The following is a 25,632-nucleotide window of genomic DNA, read 5'->3' on the forward strand; positions in this document are numbered from 1 at the left end:
CCGCACGGTGAACGAAAAGATCGGCAGGCGATGGGCGCTTTGGTGCCCCTTTGTTTCGTTGTATCTGTCCCTTGCGTCGCACTTGCGGCCCGTAGCGCGCAGATGTTGCTTTTCCGATGCGCGCGAGACCGCTAAGAGGGACAGGTTCGCCAAGGAGCCAGACGATATGACCCAATTCACACCGCAACCCGGGATCATGGACATTGCCCTCTATCAGGGAGGCGCGGCCCATGTCGACGGGGTGAGCAATGTGACGAAGCTCTCTTCTAATGAAAACCCGCTTGGCCCCAGCCCCAAAGCCGTGGAGGCGATGGCCGCGGCGGTGGCCGCCATGCACCGGTATCCCAGCTCGGACCAGACCGCCCTGCGCCGAGCGATCGGCGAAACCCATGGCCTTGACCCCGACCGCATCATCTGTGGCGCCGGCAGCGATGAGATCATCGCCTTTCTCTGCCAATGTTACGCAGGCCCCGGCGATGAGGTCCTCTATACCGAGCACGGCTTTGCCATGTATCGCATCTCGGCGCTGGCGGCCGGTGCCACCCCGGTTGAGGTCGCAGAACACGAGCGGGTGACGGATGTGGACGCGCTGCTGGCAGGCTGCACCCCGCAAACCAAGCTGGTGTTTATCGCCAACCCGAACAACCCCACCGGCACCATGATTTCCGAGGCCGAGGTCGCACGTCTGGCGGATGGGCTGCCCAAGGGCGCGCTGTTGGTGCTGGACGGCGCTTACGCCGAATACGTCGAGAATTTCGACGCCGGCGCAAAGCTGATCGAGGCGCGCAGCAACGTGGTGATGACCCGCACCTTTTCAAAGATCTACGGGCTTGGTGGCGCGCGCATCGGCTGGGGCTATGGCCCGAAAGAGATCATCGACGTGCTGAACCGGGTCCGTGGCCCGTTCAATGTCTCCACCACCGCCCTTGCCGGTGCCGAGGCCGCGGTGCGGGATACGGGCTACGTTGCCCATTGCCGGGCGGAAAATGCCAAGTGGCGCGGCTGGCTGGCAGATCAGCTGGCCAAGCTGGGCGTGCCCTCCGATACCTCCTGTGCGAATTTCATCCTGGCGCGCTTCGCCGACCAGGCCGAAGCCGAAGCCTGCGATACCTTTCTGCAGGCGCGCGGGCTGATTGTGCGCCGGGTGGCGGGATACAACCTGCCATCCGCGCTGCGCATCACGATTGGCGACGAACCGGCCTGCCGCGCGGTGGCCGCCGCAGTGGCGGATTTCAAGAGCGGGCAGGACGCGGAATGAGTGAAACCGCGCCCCAAGGCCCCGTGTACAACCGCGTTGCCCTGATCGGCCTCGGCCTGATTGCCTCTTCGATGTTCTGGGCGATGAAACGCGCCGGTCTCGCCGATGAGGTCACCGGTTTTGCCCGCAGCGCCGAAACCCGCGAGACAGCCCGCCGTATTGGCCTGTGTGACCGGGTCTGCGACAGCGCGGCAGAGGCGGTGGCGGGCGCCGACCTGGTGGTGCTCTGCGTGCCCGTCGGGGTCATGGGCGCGGTGGCGGAGGAGATCGCCCCGGCGCTGCAGCCCGGCGCAACCGTGTCGGATGTCGGTTCGGTCAAACGCCATGTCATCGACGCGGTCACGCCGCATATCCCCGAGGGGGTGCATTTCGTGCCCTCGCACCCGCTTGCGGGCACCGAACATTCCGGCCCGGAATCGGGGTTTGCCAGCCTGTTTGAAAACCGCTGGAACCTGCTGGTCCCGGTTGAGGGCACCGACCCGGAGGCGGTGGCGCGCTTGCGTCGCCTGTGGGAGGGGATGGGCGCGAATGTGGACGAAATGGACGCGGATCACCACGACCTCGTGCTGGCGGTGACCAGCCACGCGCCCCACCTTATCGCCTATACGATGGTTGGTGTGGCGGACGACCTGCGCCGGGTCACCGATAGCGAAGTGATCAAATATTCGGCCGCCGGATTCCGGGATTTCACCCGGATCGCCGCCTCCGATCCCACCATGTGGCGCGATGTCTTCCTGTCCAACAAGGAAGCCACCCTGGAGATCCTGGGCCGCTTCACCGAGGAGCTGTTTGCGCTGCAACGGGCTATTCGCACCGGCGACGGTGATCATCTGCATGCCTATTTCACCCGCACCCGCGCCATCCGCCGGGGCATTATCGAGGCCGGTCAGGATACCGCCGCCCCGGATTTTGGGCGCGGTCCAAAGGCATGAATGTGCGGGCGGTTGTCCTTTGTGCTCTCGGCCTGACGGGGCTGGCCCCATTGGCCGAGGCCGCCGCACCGGAACAAACGCCCCGACCGCCACTGACCAGAGGTGCCGGAGCGCTGGTCGGAGCAGAGCCCGCAGCCACCGCGGCCGCAACACCGTCGTCGCCACCGATGCAGCCACCGTCGGCGCCGCTTGCGGGGCCGACACCGGACCCACTCCGGCTGCGGCCGCTCGATCGCCCGGCCTCGCCGCAACATGCCGCGCTGATGCGGCGCCCGGCAGACCTGCAAGGCACGGCGCCATTGGCCACGCCGCGCCCGGAGACGCGCAGCCCGGACATCGCCCAGCAGGTTCTGTTTGGACGGGCAAAGAAACGGCGCGGGTCGGTTTGCGGAAATTTCGACATTCAGGGCGAAAAGGTCGGCGATATTGCCGGCAGGCTCAAGGGCTGCGGTGCCAGTGATGCGGTGCGGGTCAAATCGGTCGCCGGAGTCCAGCTGAGCACCCCGGCTCTGATGACCTGCGACACCGCCAGGGCGCTGCACAAATGGGTCGAAAATGACGTTGAAAAGGCCTTTGGCCGGGGCAACCGCGTGGTCCGCCTGCGCGTTGCCGCCCATTACGCCTGCCGCACCCGCAACAATCGTCCCGGGGCGCGGATCTCGGAACATGGGCGCGGGCGGGCCATCGACATCTCCGGCTTCACACTCGAAGACGGCACCACCATCAGCGTTCTGAAAGGCTGGCTCGACAAACCCTCGCGCAAGGCGATGCGGCGGATCTGGCAGGCGGCCTGCGGCCCGTTTCGCACCGTGTTGGGGCCAGAGGCGGATCTGTATCACCGCGATCATTTCCACCTCGACATGGCGCGGCACCGCAGTGGCCGCTACTGCCGCTAAGGGCACGGGCGCGTGGCCTCAATGCAGGATCAGCCGCGGGGCCGGGCCAAGCGGAATGGGGCCGAAGGTGATGTAGCCGCCGCGAAACCCCAAGGTGATGTCCAGGTTCTCAGGCCGGCCACTCGCGCGGGCCAGCAAGCCAAGAATCCGGCCCGCCTGGGTGCGACCGCTGGCGGACAACAATCCGCTGTCCGCTGCCATATCAAGAACCGCTTCCCAATCCTCGATCTGTACCGCGAGCGATCCCGTGGGGATGCCTTCGCCGTCGATTTCCAGACTGCCGGCACTCTTTAGCCGCATGTCGCCCCAGTGGGCTTCGGCCAGATCCAGCGTGATATGGCGGGGTTGTGGGCGTCGCTGCTCCAGCGCGTCACGGGTCCAGGGCGCGTCAAAGCGCACCGTGGCCGCCAGGCTCAGCGCGTCAAAGGTCTGCGGCAGTTCGGGGGCGGCCCGAAACAGCCGCCGCAGCTCCGCGCCGGGGCGAAAGGCGGTCGCCTCGGCGGTGATCCGATAGGTCTCGGGCGCGTCCTGTTGCGCCATTTGCAGGGCCAGATCCGCCGCGCTCAGCGTTACCACCTGGCCGTTGCCGATGCGCCAGCGCCCGGACGTCAGGGTGAGGTCCTCAACCTCCAGCGCAATGCCGGGGGCAAGCCCCATCTGCGCCTGCAGGGTCTCTGTCTCGATCACGGCGGTGCGGTCATAATAGGACAGCCGCTGCGCCCCATCCGCAAACCGCAGGATCTGGCGGCCGGGCCAGACGGCCGGGCTTTCCAGCTCCAGCCAGTCGGCCCGCCAGGCCGCGCCGGACTGCGGATCCGCAAGGGCAGGTCGGTCGATCCGGGTGCGGTGTCGCAGTGGAAATCCGCCTCGGGGCGGGGCCATGGCGATGGCGCCGACGTCCACTTGCCAGCCCAGCTCGGCCTGGGTGTCGAACCAGCCCCGCACGCTTTGCCGCAATCCCCAGCCCGCCACGACCCAATAAAGGGACCAGGCCAGCGCCAGGGTCACTAGGATCTTCAGCCCGCGTTTCATATGGCGTTGCCCCTTTTGTTCCTGCCCGTTTTGCTGTTTACAGGCGCGGGTGAAAAAGGACCAGTGACATGACGATGTGGGTATTTGGATACGGATCCTTGCTGTGGAACCCGGATTTCCCGGTGGCCCGCAGCGAGATTGCGACGCTCGACGGCTACGCCCGGTCGTTTTGCATGCGCTCGATCCACCATCGTGGCAGTGTCGCCGATCCGGGGCTGGTGCTGGCGCTGGATGCGCTGGCGGGCAGCCATTGCAAGGGCCTGGCCCTGGCGGTCGAAGAGGGCCACGAGGACGCCACGCTGGCCGCGTTGCGCGAACGCGAACTGGTCTCCTCCGCCTATCAGGAAAAGATCCTCGAAGTGGCGCTGCACAGCGGTGAAACCGTGCCCGCAGTGGTCTATGTGATCGACCCGGATCACGTGCAATATTGCCATCTGCCACTGGAAGAGCAGGCCCAGATCATCGCAAAAGCGGTGGGCGGACGCGGCCCCAACAGCGAATATTTGTTCAACACCACCAATCATCTGGACGAAATCGGACTGCATGATCCCGATCTCGATTGGCTCACTGGGCGGGTGCGGCAAATTTTATCATAAATCCTTGGCGATCCTAGGTCTTTCAAGCTAGGCTGCAGGCGCAGAACCAAGATATTGCCTATCAGGAGCCGTACGGAATGGCGCATCACGAACGCGAAGGCCGGCCACAATTTTCTCAGCCGGTGCGCCAGGTCGTCATGATGTTGATCGCATTGGGCCTGGCGGGGGCCGGGTCTTTTGTCGCTCTGCCGCGGGTGTTGCCGGTGTTCGAGGCCAACCCCTATCTGAACGGGTTTATCGGGTTTGTGTTCTGCATCGGCGTTCTGGCCTGTTTCTGGCAGGTGCTGCAGCTGATCAACTGTGTGCGCTGGATCGAACGCTTTGCCTCCGGGGTGACGGCTGACGACGATGCGCCGCCCTCGATGCTGGCGCCCTTGGCGAGTCTTCTGCGCTCGCGTGCGGCCCGGATGCAGCTTGGCTCTGCTTCCACCCGCTCCATTCTGGATTCGGTGGCAGAACGGATCGACGAAGAACGCGAGATTACCCGATACATTGTCAACCTTTTGATTTTTCTGGGTCTTTTGGGGACGTTCTATGGCTTGGCCACCACCGTCCCGGCGGTGGTCGACACCATCCGCAGCCTTGCCCCGCAAGAGGGCGAGGAGGGGCTTGCGATCTTCAACCGGCTGATGACCGGGCTGGAGGCACAGCTGGGCGGCATGGGGGTCGCCTTTGCCTCCTCACTTCTGGGGCTCGCAGGCTCGCTGATCGTGGGTCTGCTGGAACTTTTTGCAGGTCACGGCCAGAACCGGTTCTACCGCGAACTCGAAGAATGGCTCACCTCATTCACCCGCGTCAGTTTTTCCTCTGGCGAGGATGGCGTCGGTGACAGCAATCTGATTGCCGGTGTTCTGGACACCATGGTCGAACAGATGGATGCGCTGCAGGGCATGTTCGTCGAAACCTCGCAGGGCCGGGCGGAGGTCGACGCAAAATTGTCGCGGCTGGTCGACTCCATCGACGAGATGAACCGCCGTCAGGACGACGTGGTTTCGATTTCATCAGCGCTGGAACGGGTGGCGATGGGCCAGGAGACCCTGACCGAGCTGATGCGGGCCCATGGCGATGTCGGGATCGACGCCGAAAGCCGGATGCGCCTGCGGTCGATCGACGTGCAGATGCTCCGCATTCTTGAAGAAATTTCCGCCGGACGGCAGGAAAGCCTGTCGGAGCTGCGCAAGGATATCGACCTGCTGGTCAAGGCCTTCGCCAGCCCGCGCGGTCTCGACCGGGGCTTGCGGACGGCGCCCCGGACCGAGGATTGATCCATGGCCCTGTCGCGTCGCACCGGCCAACGGTTCCAAGGCTCGATCTGGCCAGGTTTTGTCGATGCCATGACCGGGCTGTTGCTGGTGCTGATGTTCTTGCTGACCATCTTCATGGTGGTGCAATTTGTCCTGCGCGAAACCATCTCCGGTCAGGAAGAGACTATTACAGGCCAGGAAACCGAACTCGATCAGCTTTCGGCCGAGGTGCGGGCGCTGGCGCAGGCGCTTGGCGTCAAGGAACGCGAGGCGAGCCAGCTGCAGGCCCGCCTGGGGGCTCTGGGCGCGACGCTCAATTCCGCGCGCAGTGATCTGGACCGGGCCGAGGCGCAGATCAGCCAGCAGCAGGCCCTGATCACCGCGCTTTCCAGCGAGCGGGACCAGGTGCGCGAGGACCTTGCCGCGGCGCAGAGCCAGATCACCGCCTTTGAGGCGCAGGTGGCGACTCTGATCGCCGGACGTGACAGCGCCGAAGCACGGATCGCCGATCTTCAGGCCGAACGCGAGGCGCTGGACGCGGCTCAGGCCCGGCTGTTGACGGAACAGGAGGCGCTGAACCTGGCGCTCGCACAGTCCCGCGACGAGGTGGATGCCCAGACCGAAGCGGCCCGTCTCGCCGCCGCCCGCACCGAGGCACTGGAGGCGCTGGTTGCCGATCTGAAGCAGGAGGACGCGGCGCAGGCAGCCCGTCTGGCCGAGTTGGAGAAAAGCCTGTCCGAGGAAGAAGCCGCACGTCTGACCGAAGCCGCCGCCGCCGAAGCGCTGCGCGCCCGACTGGAAAACGCCGATGCGGAGCTGACTGCCATGACTCTGGCGCTGGAAGCCGAGCGTCAGGAGGCCGAGGATACGCTGACCCTGCTGGCCGCCGCCGATGTGGCCCGCAAACAGTTGAGCGCCGACCTCGAAGAGGCGCTGGCCGCTATCGAACAGGCCAAGGCGCAAGCGCAGGATCGCGACGTTCTGGCCGAACGGCTAACCCGGGTGCTGGCCCAGATGGAAGTCACGGAAAGCACTGCAGAAAGCCGCGTTTCCGCGCTCGAGGCGGAACTGTCACGGGTGCGTGACGACAGCGCCGCCACCCGCAACCGACTGACCGCAGAACTGGAATCCGCACGTCAGGCCGCCGCTGAAACCCGCAGTCAGCTTGAGGCGGAACTGACCCGGCAGCGGGCAACCACCATCGAAACCCAGTCGCAATATGAGACCCAGCTCTCGGCGGCTCAGGACCGGTATGACACCGAGCGGCGCGCGCTGGAGGACCAGCTGGCCGCGTTGCGTGCCCAAAGCGATACCGCCCGCCGCGCACTCGAGGACGAGCTGGCGCAGGTTCAGGCCGAGGCCGAGGAAACCCGCGCCGGTCTGGAAACGCAATTGCAGCGCGCCGAGGCGGATCTGGCCGCCGTGCGCAACGCCGCGCAGTCCACCGATGCCGAACGCGCCTCGGTCGAGCAACGCCTGCTGGCCGCGCTGGAGGCTCTGGAACGCGCTCAGGCGGCGGCGTCGGATCAGGATGTTCTGCAACGCCGGTTGCTTGCTGCCCTGTCCGAACGCGACACGGCCGACGCCACCGCGGCGCAACAGCGCAGCCTGGCCGAGCAGCGCGCCGACCTTCTGGCACAGGCCCGCGCCAGCCTGGCACAGGAAAAAGCGGTCTCGGAAGAGGCACAGCGCGAAACCGCCCTGCTTAATCAGCAGGTCGCAGCCCTGCGTGAACAGCTGGGCGGGCTGCAGGCCCTGCTGGATGACTACAAGGACCGGGACGTGGCGCAGTCGGTGCAGCTGCAGAATCTCGGTCAGGACCTGAATTCCGCCCTGGCCCGCGCCGCGGCCGAGGAACGCCGCCGGCGTCTGCTGGAAGAACAGGAACGCAAACGTCTGGAGGCCGAGCGGGCCCAGCTGGCCAACAAGGCAGAGGACCTCGAACGCTATCGGTCGGAATTCTTCGGCGAGCTGCGCGCGGTGCTGGGCGATCAGGAAGGGGTCCGGATCGAGGGCGACCGCTTTGTCTTTGCCTCCGAAGTGCTCTTTGCCCTCGGCAGCGCCACCCTCTCGGAGGCAGGCAAGGTCGAAATCGCCAAGGTCGCGCGGATCCTGCAGAACGTCGCGGCGGCGATTCCCGATGACCTGAACTGGGTCATCCGGGTCGATGGCCACACCGACAATCAGGCCTTTTACGGGACCGGAAAATATGCAGACAACTGGGAGTTGAGTCAGGGGCGGGCGTTGTCGGTCGTGCGCTACATGATTGACGAGCTTGGAATCCCACCAGATCGGCTGGCGGCGAATGGTTTTGGCGAATTTCAGCCGGTGAACCCGGCGGACACGCCAGCAGCCCGCGCCCAGAACCGTCGCATCGAGCTGAAACTGACCGAGCGCTAAGGCCCCCGTCTATGACTTTGATTCGCATGAATAAAATAGGCCTTGGCAGTCAGAAACCGCCAAGGCCGCAATGCTAAAATAGCGAGTTTGAAATAAGGACGTCGCCACCACTCACGGAAATTGGGATCGTCCTCGGGTGGAATAGCACGTCAGGTCTGAACTTTCAATAAATTATCATGCATGACAATTTTATTGTGCTATTATCTTCGTGTCAGTTTTATCGATCGCCTACATTTTCATGAGCGTTTTGGAAGGAGTACGATTTTGGACAGGCTGAATGCTATATTTGAACTTCGCGACATGCTGCGTGAGATGGAGCGCGACATCGGTCTGGAGGACCTGCGTCCTGCTGAAAAAGACGTCTTTCAGGCCGCGCATACCCTGACCGATGAACCGGGGCAGATGGTGCAGTCGGATCAGATTCGCCGCCACCCTCTGGTCGAAAGCCTCACCCAGGCGACCTTCCACCGGGCGTTGAAATCGCTTTTGGAGCTGGGCTTTCTCGAACGCCCCGATGGCGCGCGGGCCAAACATTATGTCGTGCGTCAGGATCTTCTGCTCGACAGTTGACGGGCACGTTCGCAACGTCACATCTGAATTTTGCGATTTTCGCCGCGGCGGCAATTGTTTTGTAAACCTGTTAACGTTACTCATGCGGAATGGGATCTCGTGCAGGCTTTAACTTTGGCGTGTTAGACATGGCGATCATTGTCTTGGCGTATATCTTGTGCCACGGCATGACCGCCTGGATTGTCAATCCGATCGAAGTCTACTTTCTCGGTGACATCACCATGTTTGCCAGCCTCGTGTACCTGCCGCATGGTGTCCGCGTGCTGAGCGTTTGGCTCTACGGGTGGCGCGCGATCCTTCCGCTGATGCTGGCGGCGCTGCTGTCGGAAATGTTGTTCACCAAGACCGACGTTCAAGAGCTGACCAGCCATGTGCTGTGGATCTCGGCCCCGGTTGGCGGGCTTGCCGCGCTGGTCTCTTTCGAGCTGCTGCGGTTTCTTGGCAAATCCGCTTATTCCGGTGACAATTTCAGCATGAACTGGCGTCAATTGATGCTGGTGGGCATTCTGGCCTCGGTGCTGAACTCCGTGACGCAGACGATCATTTTTGCCGGTGTCATCTCGCCGGATAGCCAGCTGGCGGTCGTTCTGACCTATGCGCTTGGCGATATGATCGGTCAGGCGGTGACCATGGTGGCGTTGATGCTGTGTTTTCGAATGTTGCGCAAAGGCGCGCGGGCGCGGGGGCGGGCGCGCTAGTCAGGGCTGCGACAGGACAACCAGATCGCGGTCCTGCAGCTGACCTTCCCGCCAGATCTCCACATGACCCCGGTAGGTGCCAGCCGACAGGGGCGCCTGCACACGTTTGCCGCCTGCGCGAAAGTACTGACTTTGCTGTCGGTCGAGCGTCTGGCGCGAGTGAAAGAACACCGTGCCATCCGGGGCGACAATCCGCAGCTGCAGCTCGTCGCCGGGTAGACTGCCATAGGCGTAGGCCCAGAGCACCAGGGCGGATGCATGTGCGGGCAGGGCTGCGGTGTCGGCGCTCCCGGCCTTGATCGCGTCATAGTCCGGGATTTGCGCGGCAAACCCCGCGTCGATCACCCCGGTGGCGACGTAGCGGGGGGAGGCGTCGTCCTGCCAGAGCGCCGGTGCCAGCGTTGGTGCCTGCGGCGCGGCGCAGCTTTCTGCGGCGTCAAATCCCGCCACGGGGTGAAAGGGGTCGACGACCGCGCCGTCGTGACGCACCGACAGATGCAAATGCGGGAATTGCGTGCGGCCTGACAGGCCGATCTCGCCAAGTGGGGCGCCTCGCGCCACCCGCGCGCCTTTCTGAACCAGGACCGACCCCTGCTTCAGGTGGCAGTACTGCGTTTCCCAGCCATCCGGGTGCCGCAGGACCACGCCATTGCCACAGTCGCGCCCGTCGATCTCGGCGGATCGCTCGGGGCTGGCATAGGCATCCGTCATCCCGTCGCGCAGCCCGGCAACCACGCCGGCTGCGGCGGCGTGCACCGTCACCCCCTGGTCCATGCGGCGCAGGGAGGGCAGGGCGATATCGGTGCCCTTGTGGCCGTCATAGCTCAGCGTGCCACAGGTGAAATCCGTCGCCTGCGGGCCGGGGTCGTGATCAACATACTGTTGAATGAAGCAATCCAGGCCCAGCCTGCAGTCCACTGGCCAGGCCAAACGAAACTCGCTCGCCCCCAGCGGGGAGGCGAGCGAGAGACACACAGCAGCAAACAGTCGCGTCATCATTGTTGTTGACCCAATGTGATGCGCCAGTGGCCCGGTTATTCCGCTGTCAGCAGCGGCGGTTTGTTGCCCGAGAGGCGCGGTTTGCCGGGACCCTCGATCCGCAGATCCAGCTTGCCATCCTTGATGCCGACCTGGACCACGCCACCCTTGGCGAGCTTGCCGAACAGCAGCTCCTCCGCCAGCGGTTTCTTGATGTGCTCCTGGATCACACGGCCCAGTGGACGGGCGCCCATCTTCTCGTCATAGCCCCGGTCGGCCAGCCATTCGGCCGCCTTGCGGGTCAGCTCGATCGAGACATTGCGGTCCATCAGCTGCGCTTCGAGTTGCAGCACGAACTTCTCGACCACCTGCATGATGACTTCTTTCGGCAGCGCACCGAAGGAGATCACCGCGTCCAGACGGTTGCGGAACTCCGGCGTGAAGGTGCGCTCGATTGCGGCGGTATCCTCGCCCTCGCGCCGGTCGCGGCCGAAACCGATGGCCGCCTTGGCCATATCCGAAGCACCCGCGTTGGAGGTCATGATCAGCACCACGTTGCGGAAGTTCACGGTGCGGCCGTTGTGGTCGGTCAGCTGGCCGTTGTCCATCACCTGCAGCAGGATGTTGAACACATCCGGATGCGCCTTCTCGATTTCGTCCAAGAGCAGCACGCAATGGGGATGCTGGTCGACGCCATCGGTCAGCAGGCCACCCTGATCAAAACCGACATAGCCGGGAGGCGCGCCAATCAGGCGGGACACCGCGTGTTTTTCCATGTATTCCGACATGTCGAACCGCAGCAGTTCCACCCCGAGCGTGTCTGCCAGTTGCTTGGCCACCTCGGTTTTACCGACACCGGTCGGGCCTGCAAACAGGTAGTTGCCGATCGGTTTTTCCGGTTCGCGCAGACCGGCGCGCGAGAGTTTGATGGCGCTGGACAGGGCGTCGATGGCGGCATCCTGACCAAAGACCACCCGTTTCAGCGAGTTCTCCAGATCTTTCAGCACCTCGGCGTCGTCCTTGGAGACGCTTTTGGGCGGGATGCGGGCGATCTTGGCCACAACGGCCTCGATCTCCTTGACGCCGATGGTCTTGCGCCGCTTGCTTTCGGCGACCAGATGCTGCGCCGCGCCGGCCTCGTCGATGACGTCAATGGCCTTGTCCGGCAGCTTGCGGTCGTTGATATAGCGCGCCGCCAGTTCAACGGCGGATTTGATTGCATCAGAGGTGAACTTGATCGAGTGATGTTCCTCGAAATAGGGCTTCAACCCTTTCAGGATCGCGATGGAATCCTCGACCGAAGGTTCGTTCACGTCGATTTTCTGGAACCGGCGCGACAGGGCGCGGTCCTTTTCGAAATGCTGGCGGAACTCCTTGTACGTGGTGGAGCCCATGGTGCGCAGCTTGCCGCCCTGCAGCGCAGGTTTCAGCAGGTTGGAGGCATCCATGGCACCGCCGGAGGTGGCGCCAGCGCCGATCACCGTGTGAATCTCGTCAATGAACAGCACCGCATCGGGGTGATCCTCAAGCTCGGTCACCACTGCTTTCAGCCGTTCTTCAAAATCGCCGCGATAGCGGGTGCCTGCCAGCAATGCGCCCATGTCGAGCGAATAGATGGTGGTGTTGGACAGCACGTCCGGCACTTCGCTGTTGACCACCTTGCGGGCGAGGCCTTCGGCGATGGCGGTCTTGCCCACGCCGGGATCCCCGACCAGCAGCGGGTTGTTCTTGCGACGGCGGCACAGCACCTGAATGCAGCGTTCCACCTCTGAATCGCGCCCGATCAGCGGGTCGATGTCGCCTTCGCGGGATTTGGCGTTCAGATCAACGCAGTATTTGGCCAGCGCGCTTTCTTTTTGCTCGCCCTCCGGGGCGCCTGCGGCCGTGCCGCTGGGCATTTCGTCTTCGCTTTCGGGGGCGCCGGAGACCGGGCGGCTCTCGCCGTACGCAGGATCTTTCGCAACCCCATGGGCGATGAAGTTCACCGCGTCATAGCGGGTCATGTCCTGATCCTGCAGGAAGAAGGCGGCGTCGCTTTCGCGTTCGGCAAAGATCGCAACCAATACGTTGGCGCCGGTCACCTCGGTGCGGCCGGATGACTGCACGTGGATCGCTGCGCGCTGGATCACGCGTTGGAAGGCGGCTGTCGGCACCGCTTCGGAGCCGTCGATATCGGTTACCAGATTGGCGAGATCCTCATCGAGGAATTCCAGCAGGGTCGACCGCAGCTCATCCAGGCTGACGCTACATGCACGCATGACGCGCGCCGCATCCGGCTCCTCGATCAGGGCCAGTAGCAGGTGTTCCAATGTGGCAAATTCATGCCGCCGTTCGTTCGCCAGCGCCAGCGCTGCGTGAATGGCTTGTTCCAAAGTGCTCGAGAATGAAGGCACGGGCGTGCTCCTCTGTCTTGGGTCATGGGGATCAGCCGCCACCGGGCGGTCCGGTCCTGTCCCATGACCATGTCCTCATACTGTTAGAGTTTGGTTGATAGAGCGTAACCTTCAAGGGCTTTCTTTGGGTTTGTGGTCACAATTCCCATCATTGTGCTTGGATATCTTGCGGGGAATTGATGTGACGCGGCCCTGTCACGCTTAGAACCTGTCCTTGGCTTTACGGATATGGGCAAAGACCTCCACGTCTTCAACCCCCGCCATGCCAAGGATTTTCTTCAGATTTTCGTCCCCCGCCCGCAGGAAGGGATTGGTGGCCTTTTCCACCCCGAGGCGGGCGGGCACGGTGGGTTTGTGCTGGCTGCGTAGGGCGTCGATTTCTTCTGCCCGTTGTTTCAGCGCGGCGTTGTCGGGGTCGATGCTGCGGGCAAATGCTGCATTGGACTGGGTGTATTCGTGGCCCGAATAGACCAGAGTCTCGTCCGGGAGGGCGGCGAGTCCCTGCAGACTTTCCCACATCATCGCGGGCGTGCCTTCGAACAGGCGGCCACAGCCAAGCGCCATCAGGCTGTCCGCGGTAAAGAGCGCGCCACCTTCGGGATAATAAAACGCGATATGGCCCAGCGTATGGCCCGGCACCGCCATCACCCGGCAGCGGCCCGCGCCGGTGCCGCCCTCGAACCCCGGGTCCAGCGGCATGTCCAGCACCACCCCCTGTGCGGCGATCTTGTCGGCTTCGGCCTTGGGGCCCATCACCGGGCAGCCATACCGCTCCCGCAGTTCCGCCACGCCGCCCACGTGATCGGGGTGGTGGTGGGTGAGCATGATCACGCCAAGCTGCCAGCCGCGCGCGTCAAGCGCGGCAAGGATCGGCGCCGCTTCCGGTGCGTCGATCAGGGCCACCCCGTCCGGTCCCTTGACCAGATAGGCGTAATTGTCGCTCAGGCAGGGGACTGTGACAATTTCAAGCTCTGCGGCAGAGGCGGGCTGATCGGGCATGGTCATTCGCTTTCACATTGTTAGACTGTGCCCAGAGTGACCGAACCAATGGGCGTCTGCAATGCATCTGGATGTGCAGGATCTGAGGAATTTCTACTACCGCAGCACCCTCGGGCGCGCGGCGCAGGCCTCGATCCGCGGTCAGTTGCTGCAGATCTGGCCGGAGACCATCAACGAAACGGTCGCGGGCTTCGGCTTTGCGGCGCCGCTGTTGCGGCCCTATCTGGACGAGGCCCGCCGGGTGATCGCCCTGATGCCGGGCCCGCAGGGGGTGATGCAATGGCCGGCCGGCCAGCCCAATGTCTCTGTCCTGTGCGAGGAAACCGACTGGCCGATCGAGACGGGCCGGGTGGACCGGCTGGTGGTGATGCATGGGCTGGAGACCTCGGAACGCCCCTCGCATCTGCTGGAGGAATGCTGGCGGGTGCTTGGCCCCGGAGGGCGCGCGATCTTTATCGTGCCGAACCGCGCCGGGCTCTGGGCCCGATCCGACCGCACGCCCTTTGGCTACGGGCGTCCCTATACGCTGACCCAGGTGGAAAACCAGCTCAGGGGGCATCAATTCGCCATCGAACAGCATACCGCCGCGCTCTACCGGTTGCCCAGCCCGCGCCGGTTCTGGCTGAAATCCGGCGCGATGATGGAACGGGTCGGGCGGCGCCTGCCGGCGATGCTGGCCGCCGGGGTCTTCCTGGTGGAGGTCTCCAAACAGACCCATCCGCAGAACGGCCATATGATCAAGCCGCGCGCGTCAAGCCCGATCCGGGTGTTGGAAGGCCTGTCCAATCCAAGCGCCGAACCGGCCTGAGGTCTGGCCCCGACACTCCGGTGGCGAGATTCGACATTGTGTACAAATGTGTACCGTTGGTCGCCCAATTCTTGCCCCGGAATCGGCTATCACGCCAACCAAACGGTAATTTTTTTGCGCGGCGGCCTCTGTCAAAGCGTCACACTTTCGTTAAGTCATTGAAAAATCGCGAAATCGGATTTTGCGCTCGCGGACAGAGGGAGTTGCTAGGTTTGCATTGCTCTGCTACATCCACGCTGATTTCGATGCCCGGCCAAAATCGGGTTGACCTCACGCCCCCGGATGCAACCTGCCAGGACGCATTTAAAACCGGGGCCAAAATAATATCGGAAGGGTGGACGTGTCCGAACCAGCTTCGATTTCCGCAGGCATTGCCGACCGCTATGCCACAGCGATTTTTGACATCGCTGCCGAGAGCACGTCTCTCGATCAGCTCGAAACCAGCATCAACGATCTGGCAGCCGCCCTGGCTGACAGCGAAGACCTGCGTGTGGTGATCAGCTCTCCTTTGATCTCCCGCGATGAACAGGCAGCCGCCATTACTGCCGTGGCGACCAAGATGGGTATGGATGAGGTGCTGCGCAATGCCCTCTCCGTGATGGCGGCCAAACGCCGCCTGTTTGTGGTGCCCGCGCTGATCAACGCCCTGCGGACCCGTCTGTCCGAAGCGCGCGGCGAAGTGACGGCGGATGTCGTCTCCGCCAAGGCGCTGACCAAAACCCAGAGCGAAAAGCTGGCCAAGACCCTCGCAACCCGCGTGGGCAAAACGGTCAAGATCAATGCCACCGTCGATGAAAGCATCATCGGCGGTCTCGTCGTAAAAGTGGGCTCGAAGATGATCGACAGTTCGATCCGCTCCAAGCTCGACTCCCTACAGAACGCAATGAAAGAGGTCGGATAAATGGGTATCCAAGCGGCAGAAATTTCTGCGATCCTTAAAGACCAGATCAAGAATTTTGGTCAAGAAGCCGAGGTGGCCGAGATTGGCCGCGTGCTTTCCGTCGGTGACGGTATCGCGCGTGTCTACGGCCTCGACAACGTCCAGGCGGGCGAAATGGTCGAGTTCCCCGGTGGCATCATGGGCATGGCTCTGAACCTCGAAGCTGACAACGTCGGCGTCGTGATCTTCGGTTCCGACCGTGACATTAAAGAAGGTGACACCGTCAAGCGCACCAACTCGATCGTGGACGTTCCCGCAGGTCCGGAACTGCTCGGCCGCGTGGTCGACGGTCTGGGCAACCCGCTGGACGGCAAGGGCCCGATCGAAACCAAGGAACGCAAGGTTGCCGACGTCAAGGCGCCTGGCATCATCCCGCGTAAATCGGTGCACGAGCCGATGGCGACCGGCCTCAAATCCGTGGACGCGATGATCCCGATTGGCCGTGGCCAGCGCGAATTGATCATTGGCGACCGTCAGACCGGTAAAACCGCCGTGGCTCTGGACGCGATCCTGAACCAGAAATCCTACAACGATGCCGCCGGCGACGACGAGAGCAAGAAGCTCTACTGCGTCTACGTGGCCATCGGCCAGAAGCGCTCCACCGTGGCACAGCTGGTGAAAAAGCTCGAAGAAAACGGCGCCATGGAATATTCCATCGTCGTGGCGGCCACCGCTTCCGAGCCGGCGCCGATGCAGTTCCTGGCCCCCTATGCCGCGACCGCAATGGCCGAATACTTCCGCGACAGCGGCAAGCACGCGCTCATCGTCTATGATGACCTCTCCAAGCAGGCCGTGGCCTATCGCCAGATGTCCCTGCTGCTGCGTCGTCCGCCCGGCCGTGAAGCCTATCCTGGTGACGTGTTCTACCTCCACTCCCGCCTGCTGGAACGGTCCGCGAAACTGAACGAAGACTTCGGCTCCGGCTCGCTGACGGCGCTGCCGATCATCGAAACCCAGGGCGGCGACGTGTCCGCGTTTATTCCGACCAACGTGATCTCCATCACCGACGGTCAGATCTTCCTGGAAACCGAACTGTTCTACCAGGGCATCCGCCCCGCTGTGAACACCGGTCTGTCGGTGTCTCGTGTGGGCTCCTCCGCTCAGACCGACGCGATGTCTTCCGTTGCGGGTCCGGTGAAACTGTCGCTCGCCCAGTACCGCGAGATGGCCGCCTTCGCCCAGTTCGGCTCTGACCTCGACGCCGCCACCCAGCAGCTGCTGGCCCGTGGTGCCCGTCTGACCGAGCTGATGAAGCAGCCTCAGTACTCGCCGCTGAGCAACTCCGAAATCGTCTGCATCATCTTTGCGGGCACCAACGGCTATCTCGACAAGGTCGATGTCAAGGACATCGGTCGTTACGAGGCAGAGCTGCTGACCTTCCTGCGCACCAAAAAGGCCGACTTCCTGGCTTGGATCACCAACGACGATCCCAAGTTCAAGAAAGGCGAGCCCGTGGAGAAGATGAAAGCTGTTCTGGACGAATTCGCCGCAGACTTCGCGTAAGGAGAGAGACAGCACATGCCTTCTCTCAAGGACCTAAAAACCCGGATCGCGAGTGTGAAAAACACCCGTAAGATCACCAAAGCCATGCAGATGGTCGCGGCGGCGAAACTTCGCCGCGCCCAGGAAGCGGCTGAGGATGCACGCCCCTATGCAGAACGGTTCAACGCCGTTCTCGCAGGGCTGGCAGCCTCTGTCGGTCAAAGCGATACCGCGCCCAAGCTCCTCGCGGGCACCGGCTCCGATCAGGTGCAGCTTCTGGTGGTTCTGACCGCCGAACGCGGCCTGTGCGGTGGCTTCAACGCCAACATCGCCAAACTGGCGCGCCTCAAGGCTCAAGAGCTGCGGGCCGCCGGCAAGACGGTGAAGATCCTGACCGTCGGTAAAAAGGGCCGGGACGTGCTGCGGCGCGACTTTGCGGACCTCTTTATCGGTCACGTGGATCTGAGCGACGTCAAACGGGTCGGCTATGTCGATGCGCAGCGCATCGCCAAGGACGTGCTGAGCCGCTTTGACGCGGGTGAATTCGACGTTGCGACGCTGTTCTACGCGAAGTTCCAGAACGTTGTGACCCAGATCCCGACAGGCCAGCAGATCATTCCGGCCCAATTCGATGCCACAGGCGCCGAAGAAGTGACCGGACTGGTGGATTACGAGCCGAGCGAAGAGGCGATCCTTCAGGATCTCCTGCCGCGCGGTGTCGCCACCCAGATCTTTGCGGGGCTGCTGGAAAACGGGGCCTCCGAACAGGGGGCACGGATGAGCGCGATGGACAACGCAACCCGCAACGCGGGCGAGATGATCGACAAGTTGACCATCGAGTACAACCGCTCGCGTCAGGCCGTCATCACCAACGAGCTGATTGAAATTATTTCGGGCGCCGAGGCGCTCTAAGAGACAACCGGAGACGAACAAATGGCAAATGCAAAAGGCAAGGTGGTTCAGATCATCGGCGCCGTTGTGGACGTCCAGTTCGACGGCGACCTGCCGGCGATCCTGAACTCCCTGACCACCGACAACAATGGCAAGAAACTCGTTCTTGAGGTTGCACAGCACCTCGGCGAGAACACTGTCCGCACCATCGCTATGGACGCCACCGAGGGTCTCGTGCGCGGTCAGGCCGTGGCTGACACCGGTGGCCCGATCACCATTCCCGTTGGCAACGCGACCCTGGGCCGCATCCTGAACGTCGTCGGCGAGCCGGTCGACGAAGGCGCGCCGATCGAGGCGACCGAATTCCGCGCGATCCACCAGCCCGCACCGGAGTTTTCCGAGCAGTCCACCGAATCCGTGGTGCTGGAAACCGGCATCAAGGTCATCGACCTGCTGGCGCCCTACGCCAAGGGCGGCAAGATCGGCCTCTTCGGCGGTGCCGGCGTTGGTAAAACCGTTCTCATCATGGAACTGATCAACAACATCGCCAAAGTGCACTCGGGCTACTCCGTGTTCGCCGGTGTTGGCGAGCGGACCCGTGAAGGCAACGACCTCTATCACGAGATGATCGAATCCAACGTCATCAAGCCCGACAACCTCGAAGAGTCCCAGGTGGCACTGGTTTACGGCCAGATGAACGAGCCTCCGGGTGCGCGTGCCCGTGTGGCCCTGACCGGCCTGACCCTGGCCGAGCAGTTCCGCGACCAGTCCGGCACCGACGTTCTGTTCTTCGTGGACAACATCTTCCGCTTCACCCAGGCCGGGTCCGAAGTGTCGGCTCTCCTGGGCCGTATTCCGTCCGCTGTGGGCTACCAGCCGACACTGGCCACCGACATGGGCCAGATGCAGGAACGGATCACCTCCACCAAGAACGGTTCGATCACCTCGATCCAGGCCGTCTACGTTCCCGCGGACGACCTCACCGACCCCGCGCCGGCCACCACCTTTGCCCACCTGGACGCGACCACGGTTCTCAACCGTGCGATCTCCGAACTCGGCATCTACCCGGCCGTTGACCCGCTCGACAGCTCGTCGCGCCTGATGGACCCGCAGATCGTTGGCGAAGAGCACTACCAGGTGGCGTCCGACGTTCAGCAGATCCTCCAGCGCTACAAGTCGCTGCAGGACATCATCGCCATCCTCGGCATGGACGAACTGTCGGAGGAGGACAAACTGACCGTTGCGCGTGCGCGTAAGATTCAGCGTTTCCTCTCCCAGCCGTTCGACGTGGCGAAGGTCTTCACCGGGTCTGACGGTGTTCAGGTCTCGCTCGAAGACACCATCACCTCGTTCAAGGCCGTTGTGGCCGGCGAATACGACCACCTCCCCGAGGGCGCCTTCTACATGGTTGGCGGCATCGAGGACGTGATCGCAAAAGCCGAGAAAATGGCCGCTGACGCGGCCTAAGGAGGGCCCTTATGGCTGATACGATGCAATTCGACCTCGTCAGCCCGGAGCGAAGCCTAGCTTCGCTTCAGGCCAGCGCGGTCCAGATCCCCGGCTCCGAGGGTGACATGACGGCCATGCCTCTGCATGCGCCGACCCTCACCACTCTGCGTCCGGGCATCCTCAAGGTCGAGGCTCCTGAGGGATCGTCGGAGTATCTCGTCACCGGCGGCTTTGCCCAGATCACCGCAGAGGGCCTTTCGGTCCTGGCGGAGCGGGCAATTCCGATGGACGAGATGACCCGCGCCCATATGGATGAGCTCATCGAAGAAGCCCGCGCCATGTACGAGACCGCTAAGGAAGATGCTTCCGAACACGGTCTGGTGGAAGACGCGGCCAAGCTGCTTGCGGATATGGAAGCGCTCGGGACCCACATGGGCCTCTGACGCCCGCCGTCAGGATGTGATTTTGAAGCCGGCCGAGATCTCTTGGCCGGTTTCTTTTTTGTTTAAGTGTTTTGTGTCAAATTTGAAGTTCGTGTTTTTTGTCAAAGGTGATGATCCCTTGCGATCCTTCCGTCTTCGTAACCCGCGCACCGGTATTGCCCAGGGCGATATCGAAGTGTTTTCCGAATTTGATTCCGGCGGCTCCATGTGGACCGGGGCCGGTCCGCGCGAACGCCGCCTGACGGTGGCGTTTGACCACCCCTACCGGGTGCCACCCGCGGTCCAGATCACCGCCTCGCTGATGGACATGCATCAAGATACCGCGCATCGCTCCGAACTGGTGGCAGAGAATATCTCCGAAACCGGCTTTGATGTGGTCTTTCGCACCTGGTCCGACAGCCGCGTCGCCCGCGTCCGCGCCGCCTGGCTGGCCATCGGCGATCTGCCGTTCGAGGATGACTGGGACGTGGAATAGGGGGACGCTGTGGCGACACGACAACCGCTGACATTCTGGCAGTGGCATTTTTCAAAGACCAAACGGTTCACGGTTATTCTCTTTGGGGCGTATGCGGCTGGGCCTTTTTGCATGTGGCTGCTGATGGGTGGCGTTGCCGCGACCTATGGGAGCGCCTATGTGGCGCGCCTACTGGTATCGCTTTTTTATTGGGTTGTCCTCTTGGGGGGTCTTTACTGGCAATTTCGCAAGGAAAGGCTGATGACGCCTGCCAAACTGTCCCAAGGGGATAAGATCCGGTTCAAGTCTATCCCGGACGATGTGGACGCAGACCAGATCCTGCACCCGATCAAGCCTGACACAAACGGCACGCCTCTGACGCAACAGAGGATTTTCTCCTATCTGGTGACATGCGGCGATGATTTTGCGGTCTATGACAGTGCCGAGGTGGGGGGCAAGGAATTGCATCTTCAGTTGCAGGTTGAGGATCGGATGCAGACCTATGTTCTCCCGGTCCCGGCGGACGACAGTTGGTATGTCTCGCGCTATGCCTGAATTGTTTAGCAGGCGCGGCAATCACTGCGTCTGGAGGCCTGTTCCTCTAGAGCGGCAAAAAATCTCACATCGCCCCTTGAGCCTCCAGTGACTGGAAGCCCTACATGGAAGGCAACAGGCAATAACGGAGTCGTTCCATGACCCAACCGATCACCGCCCGCCTCTCGATTGAGGGCATGACCTGCGCTGGATGCGTGGGCCGTGTCGACCGCACCCTGGCCGCACTGCCGGGGCTCAGCGATGTCTCGGTGAACCTCGCCAATGAGACCGCGCAGATCACCGCCACCACCCCGGAGGCGTTGCAGCAGGCCGACAGTGCCCTGCGCGATCTCGGCAAACCGGCGCGGCACCAGGTTGTGCAGTTGTCCATTGAGGGCATGACCTGCGGCAGCTGCGTGGGCCGGGTGGAGCGCGCCATCAAGGCGCTGCCCGGTGTGGTCTCGGCCAATGTGAACCTCGCCGCCGAGAGTGCGCAGGTGGAAATCCTGCAAGGGGTGGTGACGCCGTCGCAGGTGGCGGCAGCCAGCACCGAGGCCGGCTATCGCGCCCGCTCGGCAGAGGCAGGCGACAGCGAGGACCGCAGCGCCCGCAAACACCGTGAGGCGCGCGATCTGCGTCGTCAGGTCTGGATCGCTGCGGCGCTGACCCTGCCGGTGTTTCTGCTGGAAATGGGCGGCCACATGGTCCCGGCGGTGCATCACTGGATCGCGCAGACCATCGGCATGCAAACCTCATGGGTGATCCAGGCCGTGCTGACCACGGCGGTGCTGTTCCTTCCCGGTCGGGCCTTTTTCACGCTGGGTCTGCCCGCCTTGCGCAAGGGCGCGCCGGATATGAACAGCCTCGTGGCGCTGGGGGCAGGGGCCGCGTGGATCTACTCTTTGGTGGCGACTTTTGTCCCGTCTCTGTTGCCCGCCGATGTGCGTGCGGTCTATTTCGAGGCCGCAGCGATGATCGTCACGCTGATCCTGATCGGCCGCTGGCTGGAGGCCCGCGCCAAGGGGCGCACCGGGGCTGCCATTCAGGCGCTAGTCGGTTTGACACCGCGGCAAGCCCGCCGCCTGACGCCGCAGGGACAGCCCGAGGATGTCGCGGTGGAAGACCTCGCGCCCGGCGACCGGATCCTGATCCGCCCCGGCGAACGCATTCCCAGCGATGGCACCGTGCATGAGGGCCGCGCCCATGTCGACGAAAGCATGATCTCGGGCGAGCCGATCCCGGTGAAAAAAACCGCAGGCAGCGCGGTCACCGGCGGCACGGTCAATGGCGCGGGCAGCCTGACGGTGACCGTCACCCGCACCGGCGCTGAAACCACCCTGGCGCAGATCATCCGCATGGTGGAAGAGGCGCAGGGGGCCAAGCTGCCGATCCAGAGCCTCGTGGACAAGGTGACCTTGCGGTTTGTGCCGGTGGTGATGGCGCTGGCGCTGCTGACCGTCGGGATCTGGCTGCTGCTGGGGCCGGAGCCCGCGGTGACCCACGCGCTGGTGGCCGGGGTGTCGGTGCTGATCATCGCCTGTCCCTGCGCCATGGGGCTGGCGACGCCGACCTCGATCATGGTGGGCACCGGGCGGGCGGCAGAACTGGGGGTGCTGTTTCGCAAGGGCGATGCGCTGCAAGCCCTCGCCTCGGTCGATATCGTCGCCTTTGACAAGACCGGCACCCTGACCGAGGGTCGCCCGAGCCTGGTGGCGCTTGCCCCGACCCAGGGCTTCGACCGGGCCGAGGTGCTGACCGCTGTCGCCTCGGTCGAGGCCCGCTCCGAACACCCCATCGCCCGCGCCCTGGTTGCGGCCGCGCAGGCCGAGGGGCTGACGCTGCAAGAGGCCGGCGATTTCACCTCCCTGACCGCGCGCGGTGTCGTCGCCACCGTCGCCGGGCGCGAGATCCGCATCGGCAGCGCCCGGCTGCTGTCCGAGTCCGGTATCGCGGTCGAGGCTATGGCCGCCCAGGCGCTGGACCGGGCCAACCGGGGGGAAACCGTGCTCTATGTCGCCATTGATGGTGCTTTTGCGGCCCTGCTGGCGGTGGCCGATCCGGTGAAACCCTCCAGCCTCGTCGCGATCAAAGCCCTGCGCGCCATGGGCAAGGATGTCGCCATGATTTCGGGCGACGCGCCCGCCACGGCAGAGGCCATCGCCCGCGATCTCGGGATCTCCCATGTGGTGGCCGGCGTCGCCCCGGAGGGCAAGGTGACGGCGCTACAGGACCTGCGCCAGCGCGGGCGCAAGCTGGCCTTTGTCGGCGACGGCATCAATGATGCTCCGGCGTTGGCACAGGCCGATGTCGGCATCGCCATCGGCACCGGCACCGATGTTGCGATCGAGGCCGGCGATGTGGTCTTGATGTCCGACGACCTCGGCGGGGTGGTCACCGCCATCGACATCTCCCAGCGCACCCTGGCCAACATCCGCCAGAACCTCGGCTGGGCCTTTGCCTATAACGCCGCGCTGATCCCGCTGGCGGCCGGGGCGCTCTATCCCGCTTTCGGCCTGCTGCTGTCGCCTGTTTTTGCGGCCGCGGCCATGGCGCTGTCGTCGGTTTCCGTGCTGACCAACGCGCTGAGGCTGCGCCGGGCCGGGGCGCGCCCGGACCGGTCGGGGGATAAACCTTGACCGATCAGGGTGGCCCCCCTGTAATGATCCAAACCGATTGGTGATCCAGGAAGGACCGCTCGAATGTCCGCACAAACCGCACTGTCCCTCTATTTCAAGGCCAAGGATGTCGAGGGCCACTATGAGACCGTCAAATCCCTGCATGACTACGCGGGCAAGCTGAAGGGCAAGAAGGCGGTCAAGCCAAAGGACATCCAGTTCTTTAAAAGCGACCAGATCGGGGCCGCCGACAAGGGGCTGAAACACGCGCTGAGCCTGTACAAGGCGGCGGCGAAATCTGCCCCCGACTGGCCGGCGAACGACACCGCGTTGTTCTTCAAAAGCATGCTCAAAAGCGCGGATAAATCCGGCCATGACAGTCAGGCGACTAAGAACACGCGCCAGAATTATCTGAACAAATGCCAGCAATACGACAAGGCGCTAAAATCCTTCGAGGCGGAGCTTGTGACGCGGGCGGGCAAGATCGCCGACCATCTCAAGCTGATGACCGCAATGAAGAAATACTGCCAGGGGCTGCAGAAACTGTTCCTGCAGATTGCCCGTATCCCGTCGCTGCTGACCAGCGCGGAGCAGCTTCACTGGGTGGTTTTGTCCGAGGGCGCGGTCACGCTGACGGGGCGCGCGTCCAGTTGTGAAACCACGCTGGAGACGCTGCGCAAATCCACGGACAAGACGCTCAAGGAATGCCGGGATCAGATCAAGACCAACCAGCTCTGGATCAAGTGGATGAAATCCGCAGCCCCCACCAAGGCGGGCGCGTTGAAAAAGAACCTGACCGCCAGCACGCCGAAGTAACCACAGCCGCCACGCCACCTGCGCCCGTCTCAGCCGCCGCCTGCGGTGCGGGCTGTGATAGGGGACAGATGGGGGGCGTGCCCGCCTGCGGCGCGCTGCCGCGCGGGCGGGCGGAACCGATTCTGGTGCGGGGCGCAGGTGGCGGCAGATTGATCGGCTGGCGGCTCCACACGAAAAGGTGATCGGCATCGGTTGACATGACACCATATGGTGATATTTAAAGTAACACCAAATAGTGTCACGTTAGGAGATGCCATGCCCGACATACGACCCATTGCCCCGTCGCGCCCATCCGTAAAGGGGGGGACACCATGAGCCTGCAAGGCGCCTTTCGGGCGCTGTCCGACCCCACCCGGCGCGAGATCCTGCTGCTGCTGTCCAGGCAGGACATGAGCGTCGGCGAGGTCTGCACCCGGTTCCGGATCACCCGCACCGCCGTCAAGAAACACCTCTCCATTCTGGAGGAAGGCGGTCTTGTCTCGGCCCAGACACAGGGGCGCGAACGGATCAACCGGCTGTCGCCGGAGCCGTTGGCGGCGGTGGCCGATTGGATCAGCTACTTCAGCCAGTTCTGGGATACGCGGCTGGATGCGCTGCAGGCCGCCATCGAGGCCGACACGCAGGCCCAGCAGCAGACCTCCCCGCCAGCCCCCGAGGCTGAGGCCCCCGAGACTGGGGTCATCGAGTCTGGGACCATCGAGACCGGGGCCGCCCCCCGGACCTCCGGGGCGACCGCCCCCGCCAACGCATCAAGAAAGGATACCCAAGATGAATGACACGCTCGTAAAAACCGTATTTTTCAACGTCCCGCCCGCCACCGTCTGGCGCTTTCTGACCGACAAGGACAAGCTGGGCACCTGGTTCCATCCGGCGCGCAAGGATCTGGCCGAGGGCGAAGCCTTTGAATGCTACCAGACCAGCGAGACGGGTGAGACCTCCCGCCACATCTGGGGCGAGGTGCTGACGGCGGATGCGCCGCATCGCCTGGTGCATACCTTTGAAATCCCGGCCTTCAGCGGCGTCGCGACCACGGTTGAATGGGTGCTGGAACCCATTCCCAGCGGCACCCGGCTGACCCTGACCCATACGGGCGTGGCCAGGGCGATGGGCGATGCGGCGCTGCCGATGCTGATGGCGCTTGATGCCGGGTGGGAAGAACACTTCGCCCTGTTGCGCCCGGCGGCAATGGCGCAGGCGGCCTGAC

General features: G+C 63.5%; 24 protein-coding genes. 20 read left to right on the forward strand and 4 right to left on the reverse strand.

What is annotated here, in order from left to right; genetic code table 11:
• Positions 1-166 precede the first annotated feature (166 nt).
• The 3 genes from hisC to TRIHO_RS19435 are packed head-to-tail and all read left to right on the forward strand — an operon-like array spanning position 167 to position 3,086.
• Positions 167-1,258, forward strand: a complete 1,092-nt coding sequence (hisC, locus tag TRIHO_RS19425; RefSeq protein ID WP_068247730.1) for a histidinol-phosphate transaminase — start codon at positions 167-169, stop codon at positions 1,256-1,258.
• Entirely contained in the window at positions 1,255-2,190 is a 936-nt protein-coding gene (locus TRIHO_RS19430) for a prephenate/arogenate dehydrogenase family protein (protein WP_068247733.1), read from the forward strand. Before hisC ends, TRIHO_RS19430 begins: the two co-directional genes overlap by 4 nt.
• Entirely contained in the window at positions 2,187-3,086 is a 900-nt protein-coding gene (locus TRIHO_RS19435; RefSeq protein ID WP_082705223.1) for an extensin-like domain-containing protein, read from the forward strand. The genes TRIHO_RS19430 and TRIHO_RS19435 overlap by 4 nt, the downstream gene beginning before the upstream one ends.
• Positions 3,087-3,104: 18 nt before the next feature.
• Here TRIHO_RS19435 and TRIHO_RS19440 read toward each other — a convergent pair whose 3' ends face one another.
• Entirely contained in the window at positions 3,105-4,118 is a 1,014-nt protein-coding gene (locus TRIHO_RS19440; RefSeq protein ID WP_068247736.1) for a DUF2125 domain-containing protein, read from the reverse strand.
• A gap of 68 nt (positions 4,119-4,186) precedes the next feature.
• Between TRIHO_RS19440 and TRIHO_RS19445 the strand changes: the two genes are divergently transcribed.
• The 5 genes from TRIHO_RS19445 to TRIHO_RS19465 all read left to right on the forward strand — a co-directional run bounded on the left by TRIHO_RS19445 (position 4,187) and on the right by TRIHO_RS19465 (position 9,626).
• A complete protein-coding gene (locus TRIHO_RS19445; RefSeq protein WP_068247740.1) occupies positions 4,187-4,714 on the forward strand; it encodes a gamma-glutamylcyclotransferase in 528 nt (175 codons plus the stop codon).
• A 77-nt stretch (positions 4,715-4,791) separates the two neighbouring features.
• Positions 4,792-5,979, forward strand: coding sequence for a biopolymer transporter ExbB (locus TRIHO_RS19450; RefSeq protein ID WP_068247743.1), 1,188 nt, complete (start codon positions 4,792-4,794; stop codon positions 5,977-5,979).
• 3 nt (positions 5,980-5,982) lie between these two features.
• Positions 5,983-8,358 (forward strand): peptidoglycan -binding protein, encoded by a 2,376-nt coding sequence (locus TRIHO_RS19455; RefSeq protein ID WP_068247745.1) that lies wholly within the window; start codon positions 5,983-5,985, stop codon positions 8,356-8,358.
• Between the two features lie 264 nt (positions 8,359-8,622).
• A complete protein-coding gene (locus TRIHO_RS19460) occupies positions 8,623-8,928 on the forward strand; it encodes a hypothetical protein (RefSeq protein WP_068247748.1) in 306 nt (101 codons plus the stop codon).
• 128 nt (positions 8,929-9,056) lie between these two features.
• Positions 9,057-9,626 carry a hypothetical protein gene (locus tag TRIHO_RS19465; RefSeq protein WP_232367839.1) on the forward strand — a complete coding sequence of 190 codons (570 nt, stop codon included), beginning with the start codon at positions 9,057-9,059 and terminating at the stop codon, positions 9,624-9,626.
• Here the strand turns inward: TRIHO_RS19465 and TRIHO_RS19470 are convergent, their stop codons facing one another.
• From TRIHO_RS19470 to gloB, 3 genes are all read right to left on the reverse strand, one after another.
• Positions 9,627-10,625 (reverse strand): M23 family metallopeptidase, encoded by a 999-nt coding sequence (locus TRIHO_RS19470; protein WP_068247755.1) that lies wholly within the window; start codon positions 10,623-10,625, stop codon positions 9,627-9,629.
• 35 nt (positions 10,626-10,660) lie between these two features.
• Entirely contained in the window at positions 10,661-12,997 is a 2,337-nt protein-coding gene (clpA, locus tag TRIHO_RS19475; protein WP_068247758.1) for an ATP-dependent Clp protease ATP-binding subunit ClpA, read from the reverse strand.
• A 201-nt stretch (positions 12,998-13,198) separates the two neighbouring features.
• Positions 13,199-14,002, reverse strand: coding sequence for a hydroxyacylglutathione hydrolase (gene gloB / locus TRIHO_RS19480; protein WP_082705224.1), 804 nt, complete (start codon positions 14,000-14,002; stop codon positions 13,199-13,201).
• 55 nt (positions 14,003-14,057) lie between these two features.
• On the opposite strand from gloB, the gene TRIHO_RS19485 reads away from it, so the two are divergent.
• The 12 genes from TRIHO_RS19485 (at position 14,058) to TRIHO_RS19540 (ending at position 25,631) form a co-directional block, all read left to right on the forward strand.
• Positions 14,058-14,804, forward strand: a complete 747-nt coding sequence (locus TRIHO_RS19485; protein WP_068247761.1) for a class I SAM-dependent methyltransferase — start codon at positions 14,058-14,060, stop codon at positions 14,802-14,804.
• Between the two features lie 340 nt (positions 14,805-15,144).
• Positions 15,145-15,705 (forward strand): F0F1 ATP synthase subunit delta, encoded by a 561-nt coding sequence (locus TRIHO_RS19490; protein WP_068247764.1) that lies wholly within the window; start codon positions 15,145-15,147, stop codon positions 15,703-15,705.
• Positions 15,706-17,247, forward strand: a complete 1,542-nt coding sequence (gene atpA, locus TRIHO_RS19495; RefSeq protein WP_068247767.1) for a F0F1 ATP synthase subunit alpha — start codon at positions 15,706-15,708, stop codon at positions 17,245-17,247.
• A 15-nt stretch (positions 17,248-17,262) separates the two neighbouring features.
• Positions 17,263-18,138: a F0F1 ATP synthase subunit gamma gene (locus TRIHO_RS19500; RefSeq protein ID WP_068247770.1), complete on the forward strand. Its 876-nt coding sequence runs from the start codon at positions 17,263-17,265 to the stop codon at positions 18,136-18,138.
• A gap of 21 nt (positions 18,139-18,159) precedes the next feature.
• Positions 18,160-19,584, forward strand: a complete 1,425-nt coding sequence (atpD, locus tag TRIHO_RS19505; RefSeq protein WP_068247773.1) for a F0F1 ATP synthase subunit beta — start codon at positions 18,160-18,162, stop codon at positions 19,582-19,584.
• Positions 19,585-19,595: 11 nt separating this feature from the next.
• Positions 19,596-20,009 carry a F0F1 ATP synthase subunit epsilon gene (locus TRIHO_RS19510; RefSeq protein ID WP_068247776.1) on the forward strand — a complete coding sequence of 138 codons (414 nt, stop codon included), beginning with the start codon at positions 19,596-19,598 and terminating at the stop codon, positions 20,007-20,009.
• Between the two features lie 118 nt (positions 20,010-20,127).
• On the forward strand, positions 20,128-20,484 hold the full coding sequence (locus TRIHO_RS19515; RefSeq protein ID WP_068247831.1) for an H-type lectin domain-containing protein: 357 nt from the start codon (positions 20,128-20,130) through the stop codon (positions 20,482-20,484).
• Between the two features lie 240 nt (positions 20,485-20,724).
• Positions 20,725-21,018 (forward strand): hypothetical protein, encoded by a 294-nt coding sequence (locus TRIHO_RS19520; RefSeq protein ID WP_131811229.1) that lies wholly within the window; start codon positions 20,725-20,727, stop codon positions 21,016-21,018.
• Positions 21,019-21,155: 137 nt separating this feature from the next.
• Entirely contained in the window at positions 21,156-23,633 is a 2,478-nt protein-coding gene (locus TRIHO_RS19525; protein WP_068247782.1) for a heavy metal translocating P-type ATPase, read from the forward strand.
• A gap of 63 nt (positions 23,634-23,696) precedes the next feature.
• On the forward strand, positions 23,697-24,428 hold the full coding sequence (locus tag TRIHO_RS19530) for a hypothetical protein (protein ID WP_068247785.1): 732 nt from the start codon (positions 23,697-23,699) through the stop codon (positions 24,426-24,428).
• A 311-nt stretch (positions 24,429-24,739) separates the two neighbouring features.
• The gene (locus TRIHO_RS19535; RefSeq protein WP_082705225.1) at positions 24,740-25,204 is read left to right on the forward strand and encodes an ArsR/SmtB family transcription factor; all 465 of its coding nucleotides are present in this window, start codon (positions 24,740-24,742) and stop codon (positions 25,202-25,204) included.
• A complete protein-coding gene (locus tag TRIHO_RS19540; RefSeq protein ID WP_068247788.1) occupies positions 25,197-25,631 on the forward strand; it encodes an SRPBCC family protein in 435 nt (144 codons plus the stop codon). The genes TRIHO_RS19535 and TRIHO_RS19540 overlap by 8 nt, the downstream gene beginning before the upstream one ends.
• The last annotated feature ends 1 nt before the right edge of the window (position 25,632 follow it).

Origin of the sequence: Tritonibacter horizontis, assembly GCF_001518015.1 — a bacterium.
In the GTDB taxonomy this organism is placed as follows: Bacteria; Pseudomonadota; Alphaproteobacteria; order Rhodobacterales; family Rhodobacteraceae; genus Epibacterium; species Epibacterium horizontis.